Genomic DNA, 17,747 nt, shown 5'->3' with positions numbered 1-17,747 from the left:
ATCAGGCTCCGCGCCCCGGCGCAGAGCGCAGATAATCGATATCCCATTCGCTTTCTTCTACCTGCACGAAGCCGTGCCGGCGGTAGAAGCGGTTCGAGTCGCTGCCGCGCAGCGCGCCCACGCGCACCGGCAGGCCCCGGCTGTCGGCATCGCGCAGCAGGCGGTCCAGCACCTGGCCTCCCACCCCCAACCCTTGCACGGCCGGCACCACATACAGGTGATCCAGCCGCAGCCCGTCGCCGTCCGGGCGCAGGGCATAGAAGCCCACGCGTGCGCCGTCCCGCTCGATGATCCAGGTATGTTCAGGGCGGAACGTGCTGCGCAGCCGCGCCCGCGCCCGTTCGGGATCGAAGCGGCCCAGGCGTTCCAGGCTGTCCCGCATGGCCTCGATGCGGATGGCCAGCAGGGCTTCGAAATCGGCATCGGTGACCGGCAGGTCGCGTAGCGCGGCGGGCGCGAGCGCGTCGTAACCGCGGCCCAGGAACTGCAGGATGCAGATGCCGTGGCCGAACGGATCGCTCAGGTGCGCAATGCGGCCCCACGCGTGCGACACGGCGGCATCTTCCAGCCGCGCGCCCGCCGCCACCGCCCGCTGCACCGCGCCATCGACATCGTCGACCACCACGTCCAGGTGCACCGGCGTCCAGTGGCGAGCGTAATCGCGTGGCTGGCGCACGCTGGCCGCGGCCGGGGTGCCGGCGGCCTTTTCCAGCAGGTAGACGGGGGCCGTGGCGCCCAGCATTTCGGCAGCCTGGGGCCCCAGGTGTCGGTGCAGGGCCAGCCCGAAGGCATCCTGGTAGAAGGCGATGGCTTGCTCGAGATCGGGAACGTCGATATTGACCAGGATACGCATGGGGTTTTCCGGGAAAGCGCGTCGCGAAAACATAGCATGGCGCCGACCCCGCGCGGCAGGCCCGGCCAAGATCGTTGCTGCGCTAAAGAACCCCGGGCCGCGACCGTAAAAGGGGATATGTGTTTGCCGATTTGGCGACGTCATCTCTGCAAGCGTGAGCAAGGCCCTATCCGTGCGTTACCCCCATATCCCCTGGCTGCCCCTGTTGTTCTATCCTGCGCTGCCGGTATTCGCGGCGGCCGGGCTGTTGCTATGGCAGCAGTGGCCCCCGGCCCTGATGCAGATCGTGCCGTTCGTGCCCTGGGTCATGGCGCTGGTGGGTGGGGCCATCTGCCTGATGTACCAGCGGTCGCAGACCTTGGCGCTGATGCTCAGCGTGCTGGGGGCGGTGGCCGTGTGGCCGGCGCTGGCCAGCCAGGCGCCCTGGGCGCTGGGGCCGGCGCTGGTGTGGTGGTCGCTGGCCTACAGCATCAATGCGCTCTGGGCCGAGCGGTCCAGCCTGCTGCTGGACATGGCCGCCCGCATCGGCCTGATGGCCGTGGGCGCGGCCGTCATCGCGCTGGCGGGCAAGGACGGCGTGTCAGAGTGGTTCGGTACGCTGGCGGTGCAGGGCATGCTGGCCCGGCTGGGCCTGCCCGTGCAAGCCTTGGCGGCGCTGCTCCTCACCGGCCTGACGTTGACCCTGCTGTTGCTGCGTTATGGCCGCCCGCAACAGGCCGGCCAGTGGCTGGGCTTTGTCTGCATGGCGTGGGCGTTGCCGCGCGGCGCCCAGCATCCGCTGGAGCTGGCCGTGATGGCGTCGGCCGCGCTGACCGCGCTGTCTATTTCGCTGGCGCACGAAGGCTTCCACATGGCCTTTCGCGACGAGCTGACCGGCCTGCCCGGACGCCGCGCGCTCAACGAGCGGCTGCAGCGCATGGGCCGCGTCTACACGTTGGCGATGGCGGACGTGGATCACTTCAAGGCCTTCAACGACACCCATGGCCACGACGTGGGCGACCAGGTGCTGCGCATGGTCGCTTCGCAACTGCGCCGGGTGGCGGGCGGCGGTTACGCCTACCGTTACGGCGGCGAAGAGTTCACGCTGGTGTTTCCTGGCAAGACCGCGGTCGAGGCCATGCCGCATCTGGAAACCGTGCGCCGCGCGATCGAGGCCTACCAGATGCGCCTGCGCGACAAGCCGGCGCGGCCCAAGGCGGACCAGGTCGGCCAGCGCCGCCGCGGCGCGCGCGGGGGCCGCAATTCGCGTCCGCTGCGGGTCACGGTCAGCATCGGGGTGGCCGAGCGCGGCGACGCGCTGCGCGCGCCGGACGCCGTCATCAAGGCAGCCGACCAGGCGCTGTACAAGGCCAAGGACGGCGGCCGCAACCAGGTCTGGGCCTACGGCGCCAGGCGCCGCTCGGGCTGAACGGCCAGCGCGCTACTTGCCGGCCAGCGGCAGCGCCATCAGCAGCTCGTCGTAGAGCTCGCCGTTCACGCACAGGGCCTCGCATTCGTGGCCGTATTCCTCGAACCCCAGCGCGGCATACAGATTGAAGGCGGCCGCATTGTTGGCGGTGACGCTCAATTGCACCTGGCGCACGCCGCGCATGCCGGCGGCATGGTCGATGGCCGCGCGCATCAGCAGCCGGCCCAGGCCCTGGCCGCGGAAGGCGGGCGCCACGTACATGCTCCAGATGTGTGCCTTGTGCCGCATCTTCAGCTTGCGCTGGCGCGCCACGCCCACCATGCCGGCCAGCGCGCCTTGCACGAACACGCCGAACATGGCGCTGTCGTCCGCGGGGGCGATCCAGCCGCGGATGTCGTCCAGTGTCAGCGTGTGTTCCTCTTCGTAACTTGATCCGAATGCTTCCGGGGTTTCCTGCAAGGCATCCAGGCGCAATTGCCGCAGGGACAGGGCGTCCGCGGGGGTAAGACGTCGGACAAGTGGGGCGCTGGAAGGCATGCGGGCAAGTGTTGGGAATAGGGAACGGTTCGGGGGCTACTGGCCAGTATAGGCGGGGGGGCCGCCTATAATGCCCCTAACGCCGCTTGCGGTTTTCACAAAGGAGCCAATGATGTTCGGTTTCCTCAAGATAAACCAGGACGCCAAGCGCGACGAAGTCCAGGAAGAGTTCGTGGCGCGCGTGGCGAATGCCGCGAAAGACTTCGTCCAGGCCGCCGGGTCCGCCGGGGCCACGCTCGACTACTCCCCCTCCAGCATCCACGCGCTCGACGCGGCGCTCGAAGCCGCGCACGTCGGCACCTTGCCCCTGACCCCCATGCAGACCGTAGGCGCCGCCGCCTATCTGTACGAAGTGGCGCGCCGGGCCCACGGCGGCCTGTACGAGGTCTGCGACGACGAAGACCCGGTCGTGCTGGTCTGCGGCGAGCCCGACGCCGAGGTCTGCTTCGGCGCCATTGCCAAGGTCGAACGGCGCATCCGCTATGGTGACGCCGAGGCCATCCCGCCGTACTTCGACGCCTTCACCGCCGCGCTGCGGGCCGGCGAAGCGCGCACCATCCGCTAGCGCTTGCCGCCTTGGGCGGGCCCGGGAAAGGGCCTGTCGCGGGCCCCATCGGGGCCCGTGTGCGGCCATCTTCGGGAAAACCATAGGGCCTGGGGAAAATCCGCCCTACAATTCCGCCATTCCCGCCATCCTGGCGGGGCCTCCGCGCCGCCTGTCATCAGACGGTTTTTCACTAGAAGTACACTCGCGTCCGCCATAACGGTCCGATTCGCTTGCCCCAGGAGCGCCTGCATGAAATTTCGCTTCCCTATTTTCATCATCGACGAGGACTACCGTTCCGAGAACGCGTCCGGTTTGGGTATTCGTGCCTTGTCTGAAGCGATCGAGGCCGAGGGCGTCGAGGTGATCGGGGTGACCAGTTATGGCGACTTGAGTTCATTCGCCCAGCAGCAAAGTCGCGCCAGCGCCTTCATCCTGTCGATCGACGATGAGGAGTTCGACGTCGATTCGCCCGAGGACGTGGCCAGCGCGATCAAGAACCTGCGCATGTTCATCGGCGAACTGCGTTTCCGCAACGCCGACATCCCCATCTACCTGTACGGCGAAACGCGCACCTCGGAACACATCCCGAACGACATCCTGCGCGAACTGCACGGCTTCATCCACATGTTCGAGGACACCCCCGAATTCGTGGCGCGCCACATCATCCGCGAAGCCCGCAGCTACGTGGACAGCCTGCCGCCGCCGTTCTTTCGCGAGCTGGTCAAGTACGCGCAGGACGGTTCCTATTCCTGGCACTGCCCCGGCCACTCGGGCGGCGTGGCGTTCCTGAAGAGCCCGGTGGGCCGGATGTTCCACCAGTTCTTCGGCGAGAACATGCTGCGCGCCGACGTCTGCAATGCCGTGGACGAACTGGGCCAGCTGCTGGACCACACCGGCCCGGTCGCCGAATCGGAACTGAACGCCGCGCGCATCTTCCACGCCGACCACTGCTATTTCGTGACCAACGGCACGTCCACCTCCAACAAGGTGGTGTGGCACGCCAACGTGGCCGCTGGCGACGTGGTCGTGGTGGACCGCAACTGCCACAAGTCGATCCTGCACGCCATCACGATGACGGGCGCGATCCCGGTGTTCCTGCGCCCCACGCGCAACCACCTGGGCATCATCGGCCCGATCCCGCTGGAAGAATTCCACCCGGACAACATCCGCAAGAAGATCGAGGCCAACCCCTTCGCGCGCGAAGCGGTGAACAAGAACCCGCGCATCCTGACGCTGACGCAAAGCACGTACGACGGCGTCATCTACAACGTGGAAATGATCAAAGAGCAGCTCGGCAGCTACGTCGACACGCTGCACTTCGACGAAGCCTGGCTGCCGCACGCCGCGTTCCACGAGTTCTACAAGGACATGCACGCCATCGGCCAGGACCGCCCGCGCAGCCAGGATGCGATGGTGTTCGCCACTCACTCCACGCACAAGCTGCTGGCCGGCATTTCGCAGGCCTCGCAGATCATCGTGCAGGAATCCGAGACCCGCAAACTGGACCGCAACGTCTTCAACGAGGCGTACCTGATGCACACGTCGACCTCGCCGCAGTACGCGATCATCGCGTCGTGCGACGTGGCCGCCGCCATGATGGAACCCCCGGGCGGCACCGCGCTGGTCGAGGAAAGCATCCGCGAAGCGCTGGACTTCCGCCGCGCCATGCGCAAGGTGGAATCCGAATTCGGCAAGAACGACTGGTGGTTCAAGGTCTGGGGCCCGAACCGCCTGGTGTCCGAAGGCATCGGCAATCGCGACGAGTGGGTGCTGGAAGCCAACGACCACTGGCACGGCTTCGGTGAAATGGCCGAAGGCTTCAACATGCTGGACCCGATCAAGGCCACGGTCATCACCCCGGGGCTGGACATGTCGGGCAGCTTCGGCGAAACCGGCATCCCCGCGGCGCTGGTGTCCAAGTACCTGACCGAGCACGGCGTGGTGGTCGAGAAGACCGGCCTGTATTCGTTCTTCATCCTGTTCACCATCGGCATCACCAAGGGCCGCTGGAACACGCTCTTGACCGCGCTGCAGCAGTTCAAGGACGACTACGACCGCAACCAGCCGCTGTGGCGCATCCTGCCGGACTTCTGCAAGGTGCATCGCCGCTACGAGCGCATGGGCCTGCGCGATCTGTGCCAGCAGATCCACGAAGCCTACCGCGAGCGTGACGTGGCCCGCCTGACCACCGAGATGTACCTGAGCGACATGGTGCCGGCATTGAAACCGTCCGATGCCTTCGCCCGCATGGCGCACCGCGAGGTTGAGCGCGTCGATATCGACCAGCTCGAAGGCCGCGTCACGGGCGTGCTGCTGACGCCGTACCCGCCGGGCATTCCGCTGCTGATTCCGGGCGAACGCTTCAACCGCACCATCGTCCAGTACCTGCAGTTCGCGCGCGAGTTCAACGAACGCTTCCCGGGCTTCGAAACCTACATCCACGGCCTGGCCGACGAAGTGGGTCCGGACGGCGAGAAGCGTTACTACGTCGACTGCCTGATCGAAGACTGATACGGGCAGACTGTTCCGATGTTCGATGTTGCCGTTCTCGGCGCCGGCGCCGCTGGCATGATGTGTGCAGCGGTCGCCGGCCAGCGTGGCTTGCGGGTGGTGCTGGTCGACCATGCCGAGCGCCTGGCCGAAAAGATCCGCATTTCCGGCGGCGGTCGCTGCAACTTCACCAACATCGGGGCGGGCCCGGCCAACTTCCTGTCCGACAATCCGCATTTCTGTCGCTCGGCCCTGTCGGGCTATACGCCGCAGGACTTCCTGGCGCTGCTCAAGCGCCACCATATCGCCTGGCACGAGAAGCATCGCGGGCAGCTGTTCTGTGACGATTCCAGCGAATCCATCATCGAGATGCTGCGCGCCGAATGCGACGCGGGCAGCGTGCAGTGGCGCATGGGCTGCCAGGTCGCCGAGGTGGCCCACGGCGAAGCCGGCTTTGAACTGCGCACCAGCCAGGGCCCCATCCGGGCTGCCAAGCTGGTGGTGGCCACTGGCGGCATGGCGATCCCGCAGCTGGGCGCCACCGACTTCGGCCTGAAGCTGGCGCGCCAGTTCGGCCTTAAGGTGGTCGAGCCGCGCCCCGCGCTGGTGCCGCTGACCTTCGATGCGGCCCAGTGGCAGCCCCTGGCGGAATTGTCCGGCGTGGCGCTGGAGGTCAATCTGCAGACAGGGCAGGGCAAGACCCGCGGTGAATTCCTCGAAGACCTGCTGTTCACGCACCGCGGCCTGTCGGGTCCGGCGATCCTGCAGATCTCCAGTTTCTGGAAACCGGGCGAACCCATCGTCATCGACCTGGCGCCGGGGCGCGACCTGGCCGACGAACTGCTGGCGTCCAAGTCCGGCAACCGCCAGCAATTGCACACGGTGCTGGCCGGCCTGTGGCCCAAGCGCCTGGCGGATCGCTGGCTGCACCTGGCCGAGCAGGGCGGCAAGCCTGGCCTGGCGGCGTTGCGCCTGGCCGATGCGCCCGACAAGACCCTGCGCGCCCTGGCGCAGGACATCCACCAGTGGACGCTGGTGCCCAGCGGCACCGCCGGCTACAAGAAGGCCGAAGTCATGCGCGGCGGCGTCGACACCCGCGGGCTGGACCAGAAGTCCATGCAGGCCAAGACCACCCCCGGGCTGTACTTCGTTGGCGAAGCCGTGGACGTCACCGGCTGGCTGGGCGGCTACAACTTCCAGTGGGCCTGGGCCTCGGGCGTGGCCTGCGGCAAGGCGCTCTAGGGCCGGCGCCCGCGTCGGCGGGCGGCCATTTCTCTTTCATTCTCGGACGATTTCCCGACGGCCATCTGCCACGCGGCGCCTTGGTGCGTCTGCGCCGTGCAGCCGACGGCAGCGCATAGCCCGCTTCTATGACAGCCATTGCAACGCAGCCATTGTGATATCAAATAAAAATACATATCATTTATGTTTTCGATAATCAATACGGCCCCGCATTCCGCGGCGCCGTCCTGACGGAGACATCTCATGGCCTACACCCTGCCGACCCTGCCATACGCCTATGACGCGCTCGAACCCCATATCGACGCCATGACGATGGAAATCCACTACAGCAAGCACCACCAGACCTACGTCACCAGCCTGAACGCGGCCCTGGACGGCGCGGGCATCGCCACGGACGAGCCGGTCGAAGCCCTGGTGGCCCGCCTGGACCAGTTGCCCGAGGCGATTCGCGGCGCGGTGCGCAACCACGGCGGCGGCCATGCCAACCACAGCCTGTTCTGGTCCGTCATGTCGCCGCAGGGCGGTGGTGAGCCCGAGGGCGCGCTGGCCCGCGCGATCGACGCGGAACTGGGTGGCCTGGCCGCGTTCCGCGAGGCCTTCACCAAGGCAGCGCTGACCCGCTTCGGCAGCGGTTGGGCCTGGCTGTCCGTCACCCCGGCCGGCAAGCTGGTGGTGGAAAGCAGCGCCAACCAGGACAGCCCGCTGATGCAGGGCAACACCCCGATCCTGGGCCTGGACGTCTGGGAGCACGCCTACTACCTGAAGTACCAGAATCGCCGGCCGGAATACATCGGCGCCTTCTACAATGTCGTCAATTGGCCCGAGGTGGCGCGCCGCTACGCCGCCGCCATCGGCTGATCCGGCATTGCGCGAGGGCAGCGTTCCATGAACACATTCAGCCGTCATCGCATCCGGCCCGCAGCCACCAGCGTCAGTGTATGGACGCTGGCGGTGCTGGTCGCCTGCCTGGGCCTGCATCAGTTGTGGGTCTACTTCGACGCGAACGCGCCGCATGTGGCGGACGCGCTGCTGGGCGGCATGGTCGCCGCCGGCGCCACCGCGGCGGGCACGCTGCCCATACTTTTCGCGCGCACCATTCCCCAGAAAATGCAGGACAGCATGTTCGGCTTCGGCGCCGGCGTGATGCTGGCGGCCAGTGCGTTCTCGCTGGTCGCCCCGGGCATCGCGGCAGCCGAATCGCAGGGCGCCGGCCCCTGGGGGGCCGGGCTGACCGTCGGCGCGGCCATCCTGCTGGGCGCGGCCGCGCTGCTGCTGATGGATCGGCTGCTGCCGCATGAACACTTCATCAAGGGCCGCGAGGGCATCGAGGCGCACCGGCTGCGCCGCACCTGGCTGTTCGTCTTCGCCATTACCTTGCACAACCTGCCCGAAGGCCTGGCCATCGGCGTGGGCTACGCCGGCAACGATCCGGTGCGCGGCACCGCGCTGGCCACTGGCATCGCCATCCAGGACATTCCCGAAGGGCTGGTGGTGGCCGTGGCGCTGATTGCGGCCGGCTACAAGCGCTCGTTCGCGGTGGCGCTGGGCATGTTGTCCGGGCTGGTCGAGCCCGTCGGCGCCGTGCTGGGCGCCGCCGTCGTGGGCTGGTCGGCGGCCATGTTGCCCTGGGGGCTGGGGTTCGCGGCGGGAGCCATGCTGTTCGTGATCAGCCATGAAATCATTCCCGAATCGCACCGCAAGGGGCATGAGGTCTACGCCACCTGCGGCTTGATGCTGGGTTTCGTGCTGATGATGCTGCTGGACACGGCGCTGGGCTAGGGGCCGGGAGCCGGTTGCACGCCGGGGGCGCGCGCCGCGGTTGCAGGCCGCGCGGCGCTGGGCGAAGCCGGCGTTTCGCGGTATGCTTTCGGCGCTGTCACGCATGTTGCGGGAGAGAGCGGCTGTTAACCCGGCCGCCGCCGAAGGCGCAATTCGCCCGGAATCGCTCAGGTATCCCATACCGCACATGTTTGCCCTGTCGCGGTTTTCGCCGTGCGGATGGGCAAAACAGCACTCTGGAGAGACCTGGCGCCGCTGCCCAATCAGGGACATAGCGCGCAGCCCAGGCGCCGAAGGTGCAAACCCGCCACGCGGGGCAACTCTCAGGCAAAAGGACAGAGGGGCGGAAGATTCAGCCGTTGCGCGGGGGCTCATCGCCCGTCCGCCAGCGGCATTCCGTAACCCTGGCACCGCTGCCGCTCCGGAGTACCCGCGCATGTCCGCAACCCTCAAACGCACCCCGCTGGCCGACGAACACATCGCCTCTGGCGCCCGCATGGTCGATTTCGGCGGCTGGGACATGCCCCTGGCCTACGGCTCGCAACTGGAAGAACACCACGCGGTGCGCCAGGATGCCGGCATGTTCGACGTCTCGCACATGCTCAACGCCGACGTCACCGGCCCGGATGCCTTTGCCTTCCTGCAGTACCTGGTCGCCAACGACGTGGCCAAGCTGACGGTGCCGGGCAAGGCGCTCTATACCTGCATGCTGAACCCGCAGGGCGGCGTCATCGACGACCTGATCGTCTATTTCTTCGCCGCCGACCAATGGCGCGTGGTGGTCAATGCCGGCACCGCCGACAAGGACATGGCCTGGATGCAGCGCGTCAAGCAGGCTGGCAAGTTCGACGTCACCATCACGCCGCGCCGCGACCTGGCCATGATCGCCGTGCAGGGCCCCAATGCCCGCGCCAAGGTCTGGGCTGCGCGCCCCGCCTGGCAGGCCGCCAGCGAGCCGCTGACCCCGTTCGTGGCCGCCCGCATCGGCGACGACACCCTGGTGGCCCGTACCGGCTACACCGGCGAAGACGGTTTTGAAATCGTGCTGCCTGCTACGGAGGCCGTGCAGCTGTGGCGCGACCTGGTCGCCCAGGGCGTGCGCCCGGCTGGCCTGGGCGCGCGCGACACGCTGCGCCTGGAAGCCGGCATGAACCTGTACGGCCAGGACATGGACGAACTGACCCAGCCCGGGCAAGCCGCGCTGACCTGGACGGTTTCCCTGAAAAACCCCGAGCGCCGCTTCATCGGTCGCGATGCGCTGGAACAATTCGCCACGCCCGCCGCCTTCGTCGGCCTGAAGCTGCAGGAGCGCGGCGTCATGCGCGCCCACATGGCCGTGCGCACCGCGCAGGGCACCGGCGAGCTCACCAGCGGCACCATGTCGCCCACGCTGGGCGTATCGATCGGCTTTGCCCGCCTGCCGCAAGGCGTGGCCGTGGGCGATACGGTCGAGGTCGACATCCGCGGCAAATGGGTGCCCGCCCTGGTCTGCAAACTGCCGTTTGTCCGTAACGGCAAAGCCGTCGAACACTCGTAAACTCGAAGCTTCGCGCCGCAGGCCCCCGTGACGGGCGGGCCGCCGGCGCGAGGCGCGCAACACCATTCTTCTACTCGAATCCCTCAGGAGTTCCCATGAGTCTGCCCACCGATCGCAAGTACACCCAGTCCCATGAATGGGTCAAAGCCGAAGGCGACGTGTTTGTCGTCGGCATCACCGATACCGCCCAGGACCAACTGGGCGACCTGGTCTTCGTCGGCGACGTCAAGGTCGGCGCCAAGCTGAACGCGGGCGAAACCGCCGGGGTGGTCGAGTCGGTCAAGGCCGCCTCGGACATCTACGCCCCGGTCGCCGGCGAGATCGTTGCATTCAACGACGAACTCGAAAGCAACCCCAACCTGATCAACGAATCGGCCTTCACCGCCTGGATCTTCAAGATCAAGCCGGTCAACGCCGCCGATGCCGACAAGCTGCTGGACGCTGCCGGCTACGAAGCCGTCGCCAACGGCTAAGCCTGTCCGGACGGGCGGCGGCGCCAGGCGCCGCGCCCGTCCGCAAGATGCATCACCGTTCGTCCCCCGACGACACCTGCTACCCCGAGATCCCTCCATGTCGCGCGCCCTAGACACCCACACCGACTTCATTCCCCGCCACATCGGCCCCTCCGACGCCGACCAGGCCGCCATGCTCGCCGTGATCGGCAGCGCCAGCCTGGACGCCCTGATCGAAGAAGTCGTGCCGCCCAAGATCCGCAGCCAGGCCCCGCTGGCGCTGCCGCCCTCGCGCAGCGAAGCCGACGTGCTGGCCGAACTGAAGCAGATCGCCGGCCGCAACAAGGTCTTTCGCAACTACATCGGCCAGGGTTACTACGGCACGCAGACCCCCAACGTGGTCCTGCGCAACATTCTCGAGAATCCCGCCTGGTACACGGCCTACACGCCCTACCAGCCCGAGATCTCGCAGGGCCGCCTCGAGGCCCTGCTGAACTACCAGACCATGGTCGCCGACCTGACCGGGCTGGACATCTCCAACGCCTCGCTGCTGGACGAAAGCACCGCCGCCGCCGAAGCCATGACGCTGGCCCGCCGCGGCGCCAAGTCGCAGAGCCCGGTGTTCTTCATCTCGCGCCACGTGCATCCCCAGACCATCGAAGTCGTGCGCACGCGCGCCGAAGGCCTGGACATCGAAATCGCCATTGGCGACGAAGCCGAGGGCCTGCCGGAGTGCTTCGGCGTGCTGCTGCAATACCCGCACAGCACCGGTTCGGTGTCGGACTATCGCAAGCTGGCTGACGCCGCCCACGCCCAAGGCGCCGTGGTGGCCGTTGCCACCGACCTGCTGGCCCTGGCGCTGTTGGCCGCGCCCGGTGAGTGGGGCGCCGACATCGCCGTCGGTTCGGCCCAGCGCTTTGGCGTGCCGTTCGGCTTTGGCGGCCCGCACGCCGGCTTCATGGCCTGCAAGGACGCCTTCAAGCGCAACATGGCCGGCCGCCTGGTCGGCGTGTCCAAGGACGCCCAGGGCAACCCGGCGATGCGCCTGGCGCTGCAAACGCGCGAACAGCACATCCGCCGCGAGAAGGCCACGTCCAACATCTGCACGGCCCAAGTGCTGCTGGCCGTCATGGCCGGCATGTACGCTGTGTGGCACGGCCCGGCCGGCCTGCGCCGCATCGCCCATCGCGTGCAGCGCTACACCGCCATCCTGCGCGCCGAACTCGGCAAGCTGGGCATCAAGGTCGCCAACGACACCTTCTTTGACACGCTGCTGCTGGAAACCGGCGCCGCCACCCCGGCCATCCTGACGGCCGCCGAGTGCGAGCACATCAACTTGCGCCGCGTCGACGGTGCCCGCCTGGCCGTCTCGCTGGACGAAACCGTCACCGCCGCCGACCTGCAAGCGCTGGTCAACGTGTTCGCCGCCGGCCTGGAGCGCGATGACGTCGAACTCGACGTCGACGCGCTCGACGCCGTGGCCGCCAGCGGCATTCCCGCCGCCGTGGCCCGCGAAAGCGCCATCCTGAAGCACCCGGTGTTCTCCAGCGTGCAATCCGAAACCGACATGCTGCGCTACTTGCGCAAGCTGGCCGACAAGGATCTGGCGCTGGACCGCACGATGATCCCGCTGGGCTCGTGCACCATGAAGCTGAACGCCACGGCCGAGATGATCCCCATCACCTGGCCCGAATTCGCGCTGGTCCACCCGTTCGCGCCCGGCTCGCAAAGCCAGGGCTACAACGAGCTGATCTCCCGCCTGTCGGCCGCGCTGTGCGAAATCACCGGCTACGACAACATCAGCCTGCAGCCCAACTCGGGCGCGCAAGGCGAGTACGCCGGCCTGCTGGCCATCCGTGGCTACCACCAGGCCAACGGCCAGCACCAGCGCAACATCTGCCTGATCCCGTCGTCGGCGCACGGCACCAACCCGGCCTCGGCCCAGTTGGCCGGCATGGAAGTCGTGGTCGTGGCCTCGGATGCCAACGGCAACGTCGACCTGACCGACCTGCGCGCCAAGATCGAACAGGTCGGCGACAAGCTGGCCGCGCTGATGATCACCTACCCGTCCACGCATGGCGTGTTCGAGGAAGCCGTGACTGAAATCTGCGACCTGGTCCACCAGGCCGGCGGCCAGGTCTACCTGGACGGCGCCAACATGAACGCCATGGTCGGCGTGGCGCAGCCGGGCAAGTTCGGCTCCGACGTGTCGCACCTGAACCTGCACAAGACCTTCTGCATCCCGCACGGCGGCGGCGGCCCGGGCGTGGGCCCCGTGGCGGTGCGCGCCCACCTGGCGCCGTACCTGCCGGGCGTGGTCAACGAACAGGGCAAGCTGCCCGGTGAAGCGAAGGTCGGCCCGGTTTCGGCCGCGCCGTTCGGTTCGGCCGGCATCCTGCCGATTCCGTTCGTGTACATCGCGCTGATGGGCGCCGATGGCCTGCGCCGCGCCACCGAAGTGGCCATCCTGAACGCCAACTACATCGCCACCCGCCTGCGCGACCACTACCCGGTGCTGTACGCGGGCCGTAACGGCCGCGTGGCGCACGAGTGCATCCTGGATGTGCGTCCGCTCAAGGAAACCAGCGGCATCAGCGCCGAAGACATCGCCAAGCGCCTGATGGACTACGGCTTCCATGCCCCCACCATGAGCTTCCCGGTGGCCGGCACGCTGATGGTCGAACCGACGGAATCCGAAGGCGTGGCCGAACTGGATCGCTTCATCGAAGCCATGATCTCGATCCGCGAGGAAATCGCCCAGGTCGAACGCGGCGAACGCGATCGCGAAGACAACGTCCTGAAGAACGCGCCGCACACCGCGCAGATGCTGCTGGCCGAAGAGTGGCTGCACGCCTACCCGCGCCAGCAGGCCGCCTACCCGGTGGCTTCCCTGCGCGACGCCAAGTACTGGCCGCCGGTGGCCCGTGTGGACAACGCCTACGGCGACCGCAACCTGGTGTGCGCGTGCCTGCCGATCGAAGCCTACGCGTAAACCTGTGACGGGCCTGCCGCGAGGCGGGTCCGGCCGGCAATGCCAAAGCCCCTGCTTGTTTCAAGCCGGGGCTTTTTCATGCGTGGCGTCCAGGCTGCTGCGCGCCGATGCAAAAAGGGCCGCACTTGCGTGCGGCCCTGGGTCTGTCGTGCCAGCCGCCGCGAGGGGCGGATGACGGCGGGCGGCTTACTTCGCCGGCGCAGCCGTCAAGGTCTTGGCGAAGTCTTCGGTGATGCTGAAGTACGTGTTGATCAGGATCTGCAGGTTGTTCTTGCCGATCCCGCCTTCCGCGTTCATATCCATCTGCAGCACGGCCTGGTTCTTGTCGTCCAGGTAGGCGCGGGTCCAGCGGTATTCGCGGTTCCAGGCGTTGATGGCTTTCAGCGAGGCGGGCTTCTTGGTGGCGTACGTGGCGGTGACGACCAGGTCGTAGCACTTCTCGGTGAAGTCATTGCACAGGAATTCCATGCGCAGGTCGGTGGCACCGGTGCTGCCGGCGTCCAGGATCAGCACGGGGCCTTCGTCGCCGTCGGTCTTGCGCGTGGTGTAGCCCATGTCGTCGAGCATGCTGACGACCATGTCGACGTTGAATTCCTGCAGCGTCTCGCCGGCCGAGGCCGACGCGGTGTCGCCGTCCATCGACGTGGCGCCGACGGCGGGCTCGGACTCTTCTTCTTCGTCGTCCGTCATGCTCGGGTTCATGCCCACGGAGCCCAGCAGGCCCGAGAACAGTTCGTCGGCGGGGATCTTCTTGCCGTTCAGGTCGCCCATGCCGTCGGCAAAGTGGAACTTGCCGACGATGTTGTCGCCTTCGTTCTTGCCCACGTTGAACATCTCGGCCATGCCGGACATGCTGCGCACGTTGTCGGCGGCTTCCTCGGCGGCCTTGTCGGCGGCCAGGCCTTCCTTCTTGACGGCGTACTGCACCATCAGGTCTTGCACCATCGGCTTGGAGATCACCAGGGTGGCGTCGATCTGCTTGATGGCCTTGACGATGATTTCCTGCGGCGTCAGGTCCTTGGCGTTGGGCGGGTTGGCCAGGTCCAGCGAGAACGTCAGCTTGCTTTCGCCCTTGGCGGTCTTCCAGCTGATCGGATCGATGCTGAACGACGGGTTGCCCGACAGCAGCTTGCCGGCGTTGTCCAGCAGCACCTGGAACTGTTCGTCGTTCAGGCCTTCGTCGCGCGTATCGGCCATGTACTGGCGGATCAGTTGGTTGTAGGTGTCCGACAGCTGCTTGACTGCAGCGCCGTCCAGCTTGGCCAGCTTGATCACGGCCTGGGCATTGCCCAGCGCCACGTCGTTCACGATGATGTCGCCGCTTTGGTAGGCGGCCTGCACGTTGATGGTCTTGTCGTCTTCGGCGACCTTGACGGTGTAGCCGAAGTTGTCCAGGCTGAGCTTGACGTCGGCATCAGGCTTGACGACCTCGGTGCGCTTGATCTTGAAGCCCGAATCGCCGACGGACAGGCCGAACTTGCCCATGCGGCTGTCGACGTCGATCGACAGGCCCGACAGCAGCAGCTTGATCGGGTCATTGCCCTTGGTGCCGTCCACGGCCAGCGTGTCGGTCTGCGCGTGGGCGGTGACGCCCTGCAGGCTGCGGTCGAAGGCGCCGGTGATGGTCATGCCGCTGAAGTCGACCGAGTTGCCTTCGTGGGTGATCTTGACCGGCGCGATCTTCGAGGTCGACGCGGTGTTGCCGCCGAAGCTGACCACGGCGTCCGTGATCAGGGGCGAGACGTCGCGGGTCAGCTCGAACACGGGCTTGACGTTGTCCGTCTTGGCCAGTTCGGCATGGAAGAACGCCAGCTTGGGGGCGATGGCGCCGCGCGCCAGGGCGCTCTTGGGGAACGGGCCGTGTTCGATCTTGGCATCGAATTCGACCATGCCGTCGGGCATTTCCTGCGGGCTCTTGTCGTTCTTGACGAACGACAGGCCGTAACGGGCCTGGGTGGAGAACAGGCCGCGCTCGTATTTGAGCTGGTCGATGCGCAGGCCGAACAAAGGCGTGATCTTGGCCAGCTTTTCGTTGGTTTCGGCCAGGTGGCGCTGGGCGCTTTCTTCAATGCGCTTGCCGGTGTACCACGTGGCGCCAACCCAGCTACCCGCTCCCACTATGACCACGGCTAAGGTGATCGCTACGCTCTTTTTCATCGTTTTGCTTTGTCGTTGATTATCGAGTCTGATCCGACCGCGGCCGAACGCCGTGAAACAGGCGGGCAGCGGCAATGTCGGATTCATCGCCCTGTAAGGACCGGGGCGAGTATAACGAGGCAAATCGCGCGCGGAGAGTGCGCCCAGTTACCGAAGATTTCAAAATGAAAGCCGGCGCCCTCGGGCGCCGGCCATATTGTCGACAAAACCGGTTTCAGAGCGGATCGAGCGGGTAGATGGGGCGTCGCACGTGCTTGAATTCCAGCTGGCCGTAGTCGGACGTGGTGACGCCCACCCCGGTGCATTCGATGACGTCGGTGGCCATGTCGGAAAAACCCGCGCGCCAGTGCACCCGGCTTTTCAGTACCACGTAGTGCTTTTGCAGCGGGTCGATGCCGGCCGACAGCAGGCAATTGATGTCGAAGGGCTCCTGGTGGCGCGACACCACCACGATCTCGACCCGGCCCGTATCGATCACCACCGTCAGGCCGGTGTCGTTGCGCACGCCGCGGTACATGGGGCCGCGATTCAGATAGACGCCATCGAACACCAGCTTGACCCGGCCCGTGACCGTCAGCGGCTCGCTCGCCTGCTTGATGGCGGGCATCGGCACCTTGCCGCCCAGCGCCAGGGTGATCGTGTTGCCCACGCCGGCCGCGGCCGCCTCGCGGGCCGCCTGCGGGTCGCAAATCGCGTAGAAGACGACGTTGTCCAGTTCCTGGCGCAGCACCTCGGCCAGCACGGCGGTGGTGTCCATGGTGCCGCCCGAGCCGGTATTGTCGAAGTGATCCAACAGCACGACGGGGCCGTGTTCGATCGCCTTGGCACGGGTGACGGTGGGGGCCAGCGGTTCGGGGTGGAAGACCCACTTGGCGCGATCGTTCCAGGCACGGTCCAGCAGTTCGTCGCGGTATTGCTCGGCCTGGCCCAGGTTGCCGTCCGTACAGACCACGGCGCTCAGGCCCGCTTCGCGGATGTCCGCATGCGGAAAGCCCACAAAGACCGAGGCGGCCAGTACGCCGCCAGCCTCGAGCTGTTTGCAGCGGTCCTGCAGCGACTTGTTGGGTTCGGCATGGGTGCCCTGGCACATCACGTGCGGCAGCATCGGCTTGCTGGCCCAGGTCATGACCGGTTTGATCTCGCCCTTGAGCGTGCGCACGATGACGTTGGCGGCACGCACGCCGGCCTCGCGGATATCGACGTGCGGGTAGGTGTGAAAGCCGCTGATGACGGTGGCATGGTCGACGATGTCCGCGTAGATGTTGGCGTGCATGTCCAGCGTCACGGCCACGGGCGTCTTCGGGTCGATCTCGCGCAGCCGGCGCAAGAGGTCGCCTTCGGCGTCTTCCACGCCCTCGGCCACCATGGCGCCGTGCAGGTCCAGCAGGATGGCGTCGAAGCCGCCGCGCTTGACCTGGTCCAGCACCAGCTTGCACAGCGCTTCGTGGGTGTCGCTGCTGGCCGGCCCGCTGGGCCAGGATTCGGCGGCCACCGGCACCACGATCTCGGCGCCGACACGCCGCGCCACTTCGATGTAGCCGCCCAGGCCGCTATCGGTGTTTTCGTAGGCGCGGATGGCGCGCTCGCCTTCGAGGATGTCAGGGGCGCCGCGGAAAAAACGCGACAGCGGGGTCGGCACGGGCGAAAAGGTGTTCGTCTCGTGCTTGATCATTGCCAGAAGCCAACGCATGGGGATTCCTGTGGTTGCCAAAGGGGAAAGACCGGAAAGTGACGGGGCCGGCGGAAAGGCCGG

Annotated in this window: 13 protein-coding genes and 2 riboswitches; of the genes, 9 read left to right on the top strand and 4 right to left on the bottom strand. The window is 66.8% G+C overall.

The annotated features are described in order from the left end of the window. Position 1 precedes the first annotated feature (1 nt). A complete protein-coding gene (locus AC3WMR_RS22585) occupies positions 2–853 on the bottom strand; it encodes a GNAT family N-acetyltransferase (protein ID WP_492265157.1) in 852 nt (283 codons plus the stop codon). A 172-nt stretch (positions 854–1,025) separates the two neighbouring features. On the opposite strand from AC3WMR_RS22585, the gene AC3WMR_RS22580 reads away from it, so the two are divergent. After that, positions 1,026–2,261, top strand: a complete 1,236-nt coding sequence (locus AC3WMR_RS22580) for a GGDEF domain-containing protein (protein ID WP_492265158.1) — start codon at positions 1,026–1,028, stop codon at positions 2,259–2,261. 12 nt (positions 2,262–2,273) lie between these two features. Here AC3WMR_RS22580 and AC3WMR_RS22575 read toward each other — a convergent pair whose 3' ends face one another. After that, on the bottom strand, positions 2,274–2,798 hold the full coding sequence (locus AC3WMR_RS22575) for a GNAT family N-acetyltransferase (RefSeq protein WP_492265159.1): 525 nt from the start codon (positions 2,796–2,798) through the stop codon (positions 2,274–2,276). Between the two features lie 112 nt (positions 2,799–2,910). On the opposite strand from AC3WMR_RS22575, the gene AC3WMR_RS22570 reads away from it, so the two are divergent. From AC3WMR_RS22570 to gcvP, 8 genes are all read left to right on the top strand, one after another. Beyond that, the gene (locus AC3WMR_RS22570) at positions 2,911–3,363 is read left to right on the top strand and encodes a hypothetical protein (RefSeq protein ID WP_029954218.1); all 453 of its coding nucleotides are present in this window, start codon (positions 2,911–2,913) and stop codon (positions 3,361–3,363) included. 231 nt (positions 3,364–3,594) lie between these two features. Continuing rightward, positions 3,595–5,856, top strand: coding sequence for an arginine/lysine/ornithine decarboxylase (locus AC3WMR_RS22565; RefSeq protein ID WP_025139385.1), 2,262 nt, complete (start codon positions 3,595–3,597; stop codon positions 5,854–5,856). Positions 5,857–5,874: 18 nt separating this feature from the next. Beyond that, on the top strand, positions 5,875–7,077 hold the full coding sequence (locus AC3WMR_RS22560; protein WP_025139386.1) for a BaiN/RdsA family NAD(P)/FAD-dependent oxidoreductase: 1,203 nt from the start codon (positions 5,875–5,877) through the stop codon (positions 7,075–7,077). Positions 7,078–7,320: 243 nt separating this feature from the next. After that, positions 7,321–7,935: a superoxide dismutase gene (locus AC3WMR_RS22555; RefSeq protein ID WP_025139387.1), complete on the top strand. Its 615-nt coding sequence runs from the start codon at positions 7,321–7,323 to the stop codon at positions 7,933–7,935. A gap of 27 nt (positions 7,936–7,962) precedes the next feature. Beyond that, a complete protein-coding gene (locus tag AC3WMR_RS22550; protein WP_492265160.1) occupies positions 7,963–8,856 on the top strand; it encodes a ZIP family metal transporter in 894 nt (297 codons plus the stop codon). A 99-nt stretch (positions 8,857–8,955) separates the two neighbouring features. Continuing rightward, positions 8,956–9,050: riboswitch (glycine riboswitch) on the top strand. 32 nt (positions 9,051–9,082) lie between these two features. Further along, positions 9,083–9,205: riboswitch (glycine riboswitch) on the top strand. An 87-nt stretch (positions 9,206–9,292) separates the two neighbouring features. Continuing rightward, the gene (gene gcvT, locus AC3WMR_RS22545) at positions 9,293–10,393 is read left to right on the top strand and encodes a glycine cleavage system aminomethyltransferase GcvT (RefSeq protein WP_492265161.1); all 1,101 of its coding nucleotides are present in this window, start codon (positions 9,293–9,295) and stop codon (positions 10,391–10,393) included. 95 nt (positions 10,394–10,488) lie between these two features. Beyond that, a complete protein-coding gene (gene gcvH, locus AC3WMR_RS22540; RefSeq protein WP_025139390.1) occupies positions 10,489–10,866 on the top strand; it encodes a glycine cleavage system protein GcvH in 378 nt (125 codons plus the stop codon). A 97-nt stretch (positions 10,867–10,963) separates the two neighbouring features. Continuing rightward, a complete protein-coding gene (gene gcvP / locus AC3WMR_RS22535; RefSeq protein WP_492265162.1) occupies positions 10,964–13,837 on the top strand; it encodes an aminomethyl-transferring glycine dehydrogenase in 2,874 nt (957 codons plus the stop codon). A 186-nt stretch (positions 13,838–14,023) separates the two neighbouring features. Here gcvP and AC3WMR_RS22530 read toward each other — a convergent pair whose 3' ends face one another. Then, positions 14,024–15,994, bottom strand: a complete 1,971-nt coding sequence (locus tag AC3WMR_RS22530; RefSeq protein ID WP_492265163.1) for a DUF945 family protein — start codon at positions 15,992–15,994, stop codon at positions 14,024–14,026. Positions 15,995–16,208: 214 nt separating this feature from the next. Beyond that, entirely contained in the window at positions 16,209–17,684 is a 1,476-nt protein-coding gene (locus tag AC3WMR_RS22525; protein WP_492265164.1) for a M81 family metallopeptidase, read from the bottom strand. Between the last annotated feature and the right edge of the window lie 63 nt (positions 17,685–17,747).

It is taken from the genome of Achromobacter sp. FW305-C-28 (assembly GCF_058783235.1).
This window is presented reverse-complemented; position numbering and strand designations above follow the sequence as displayed.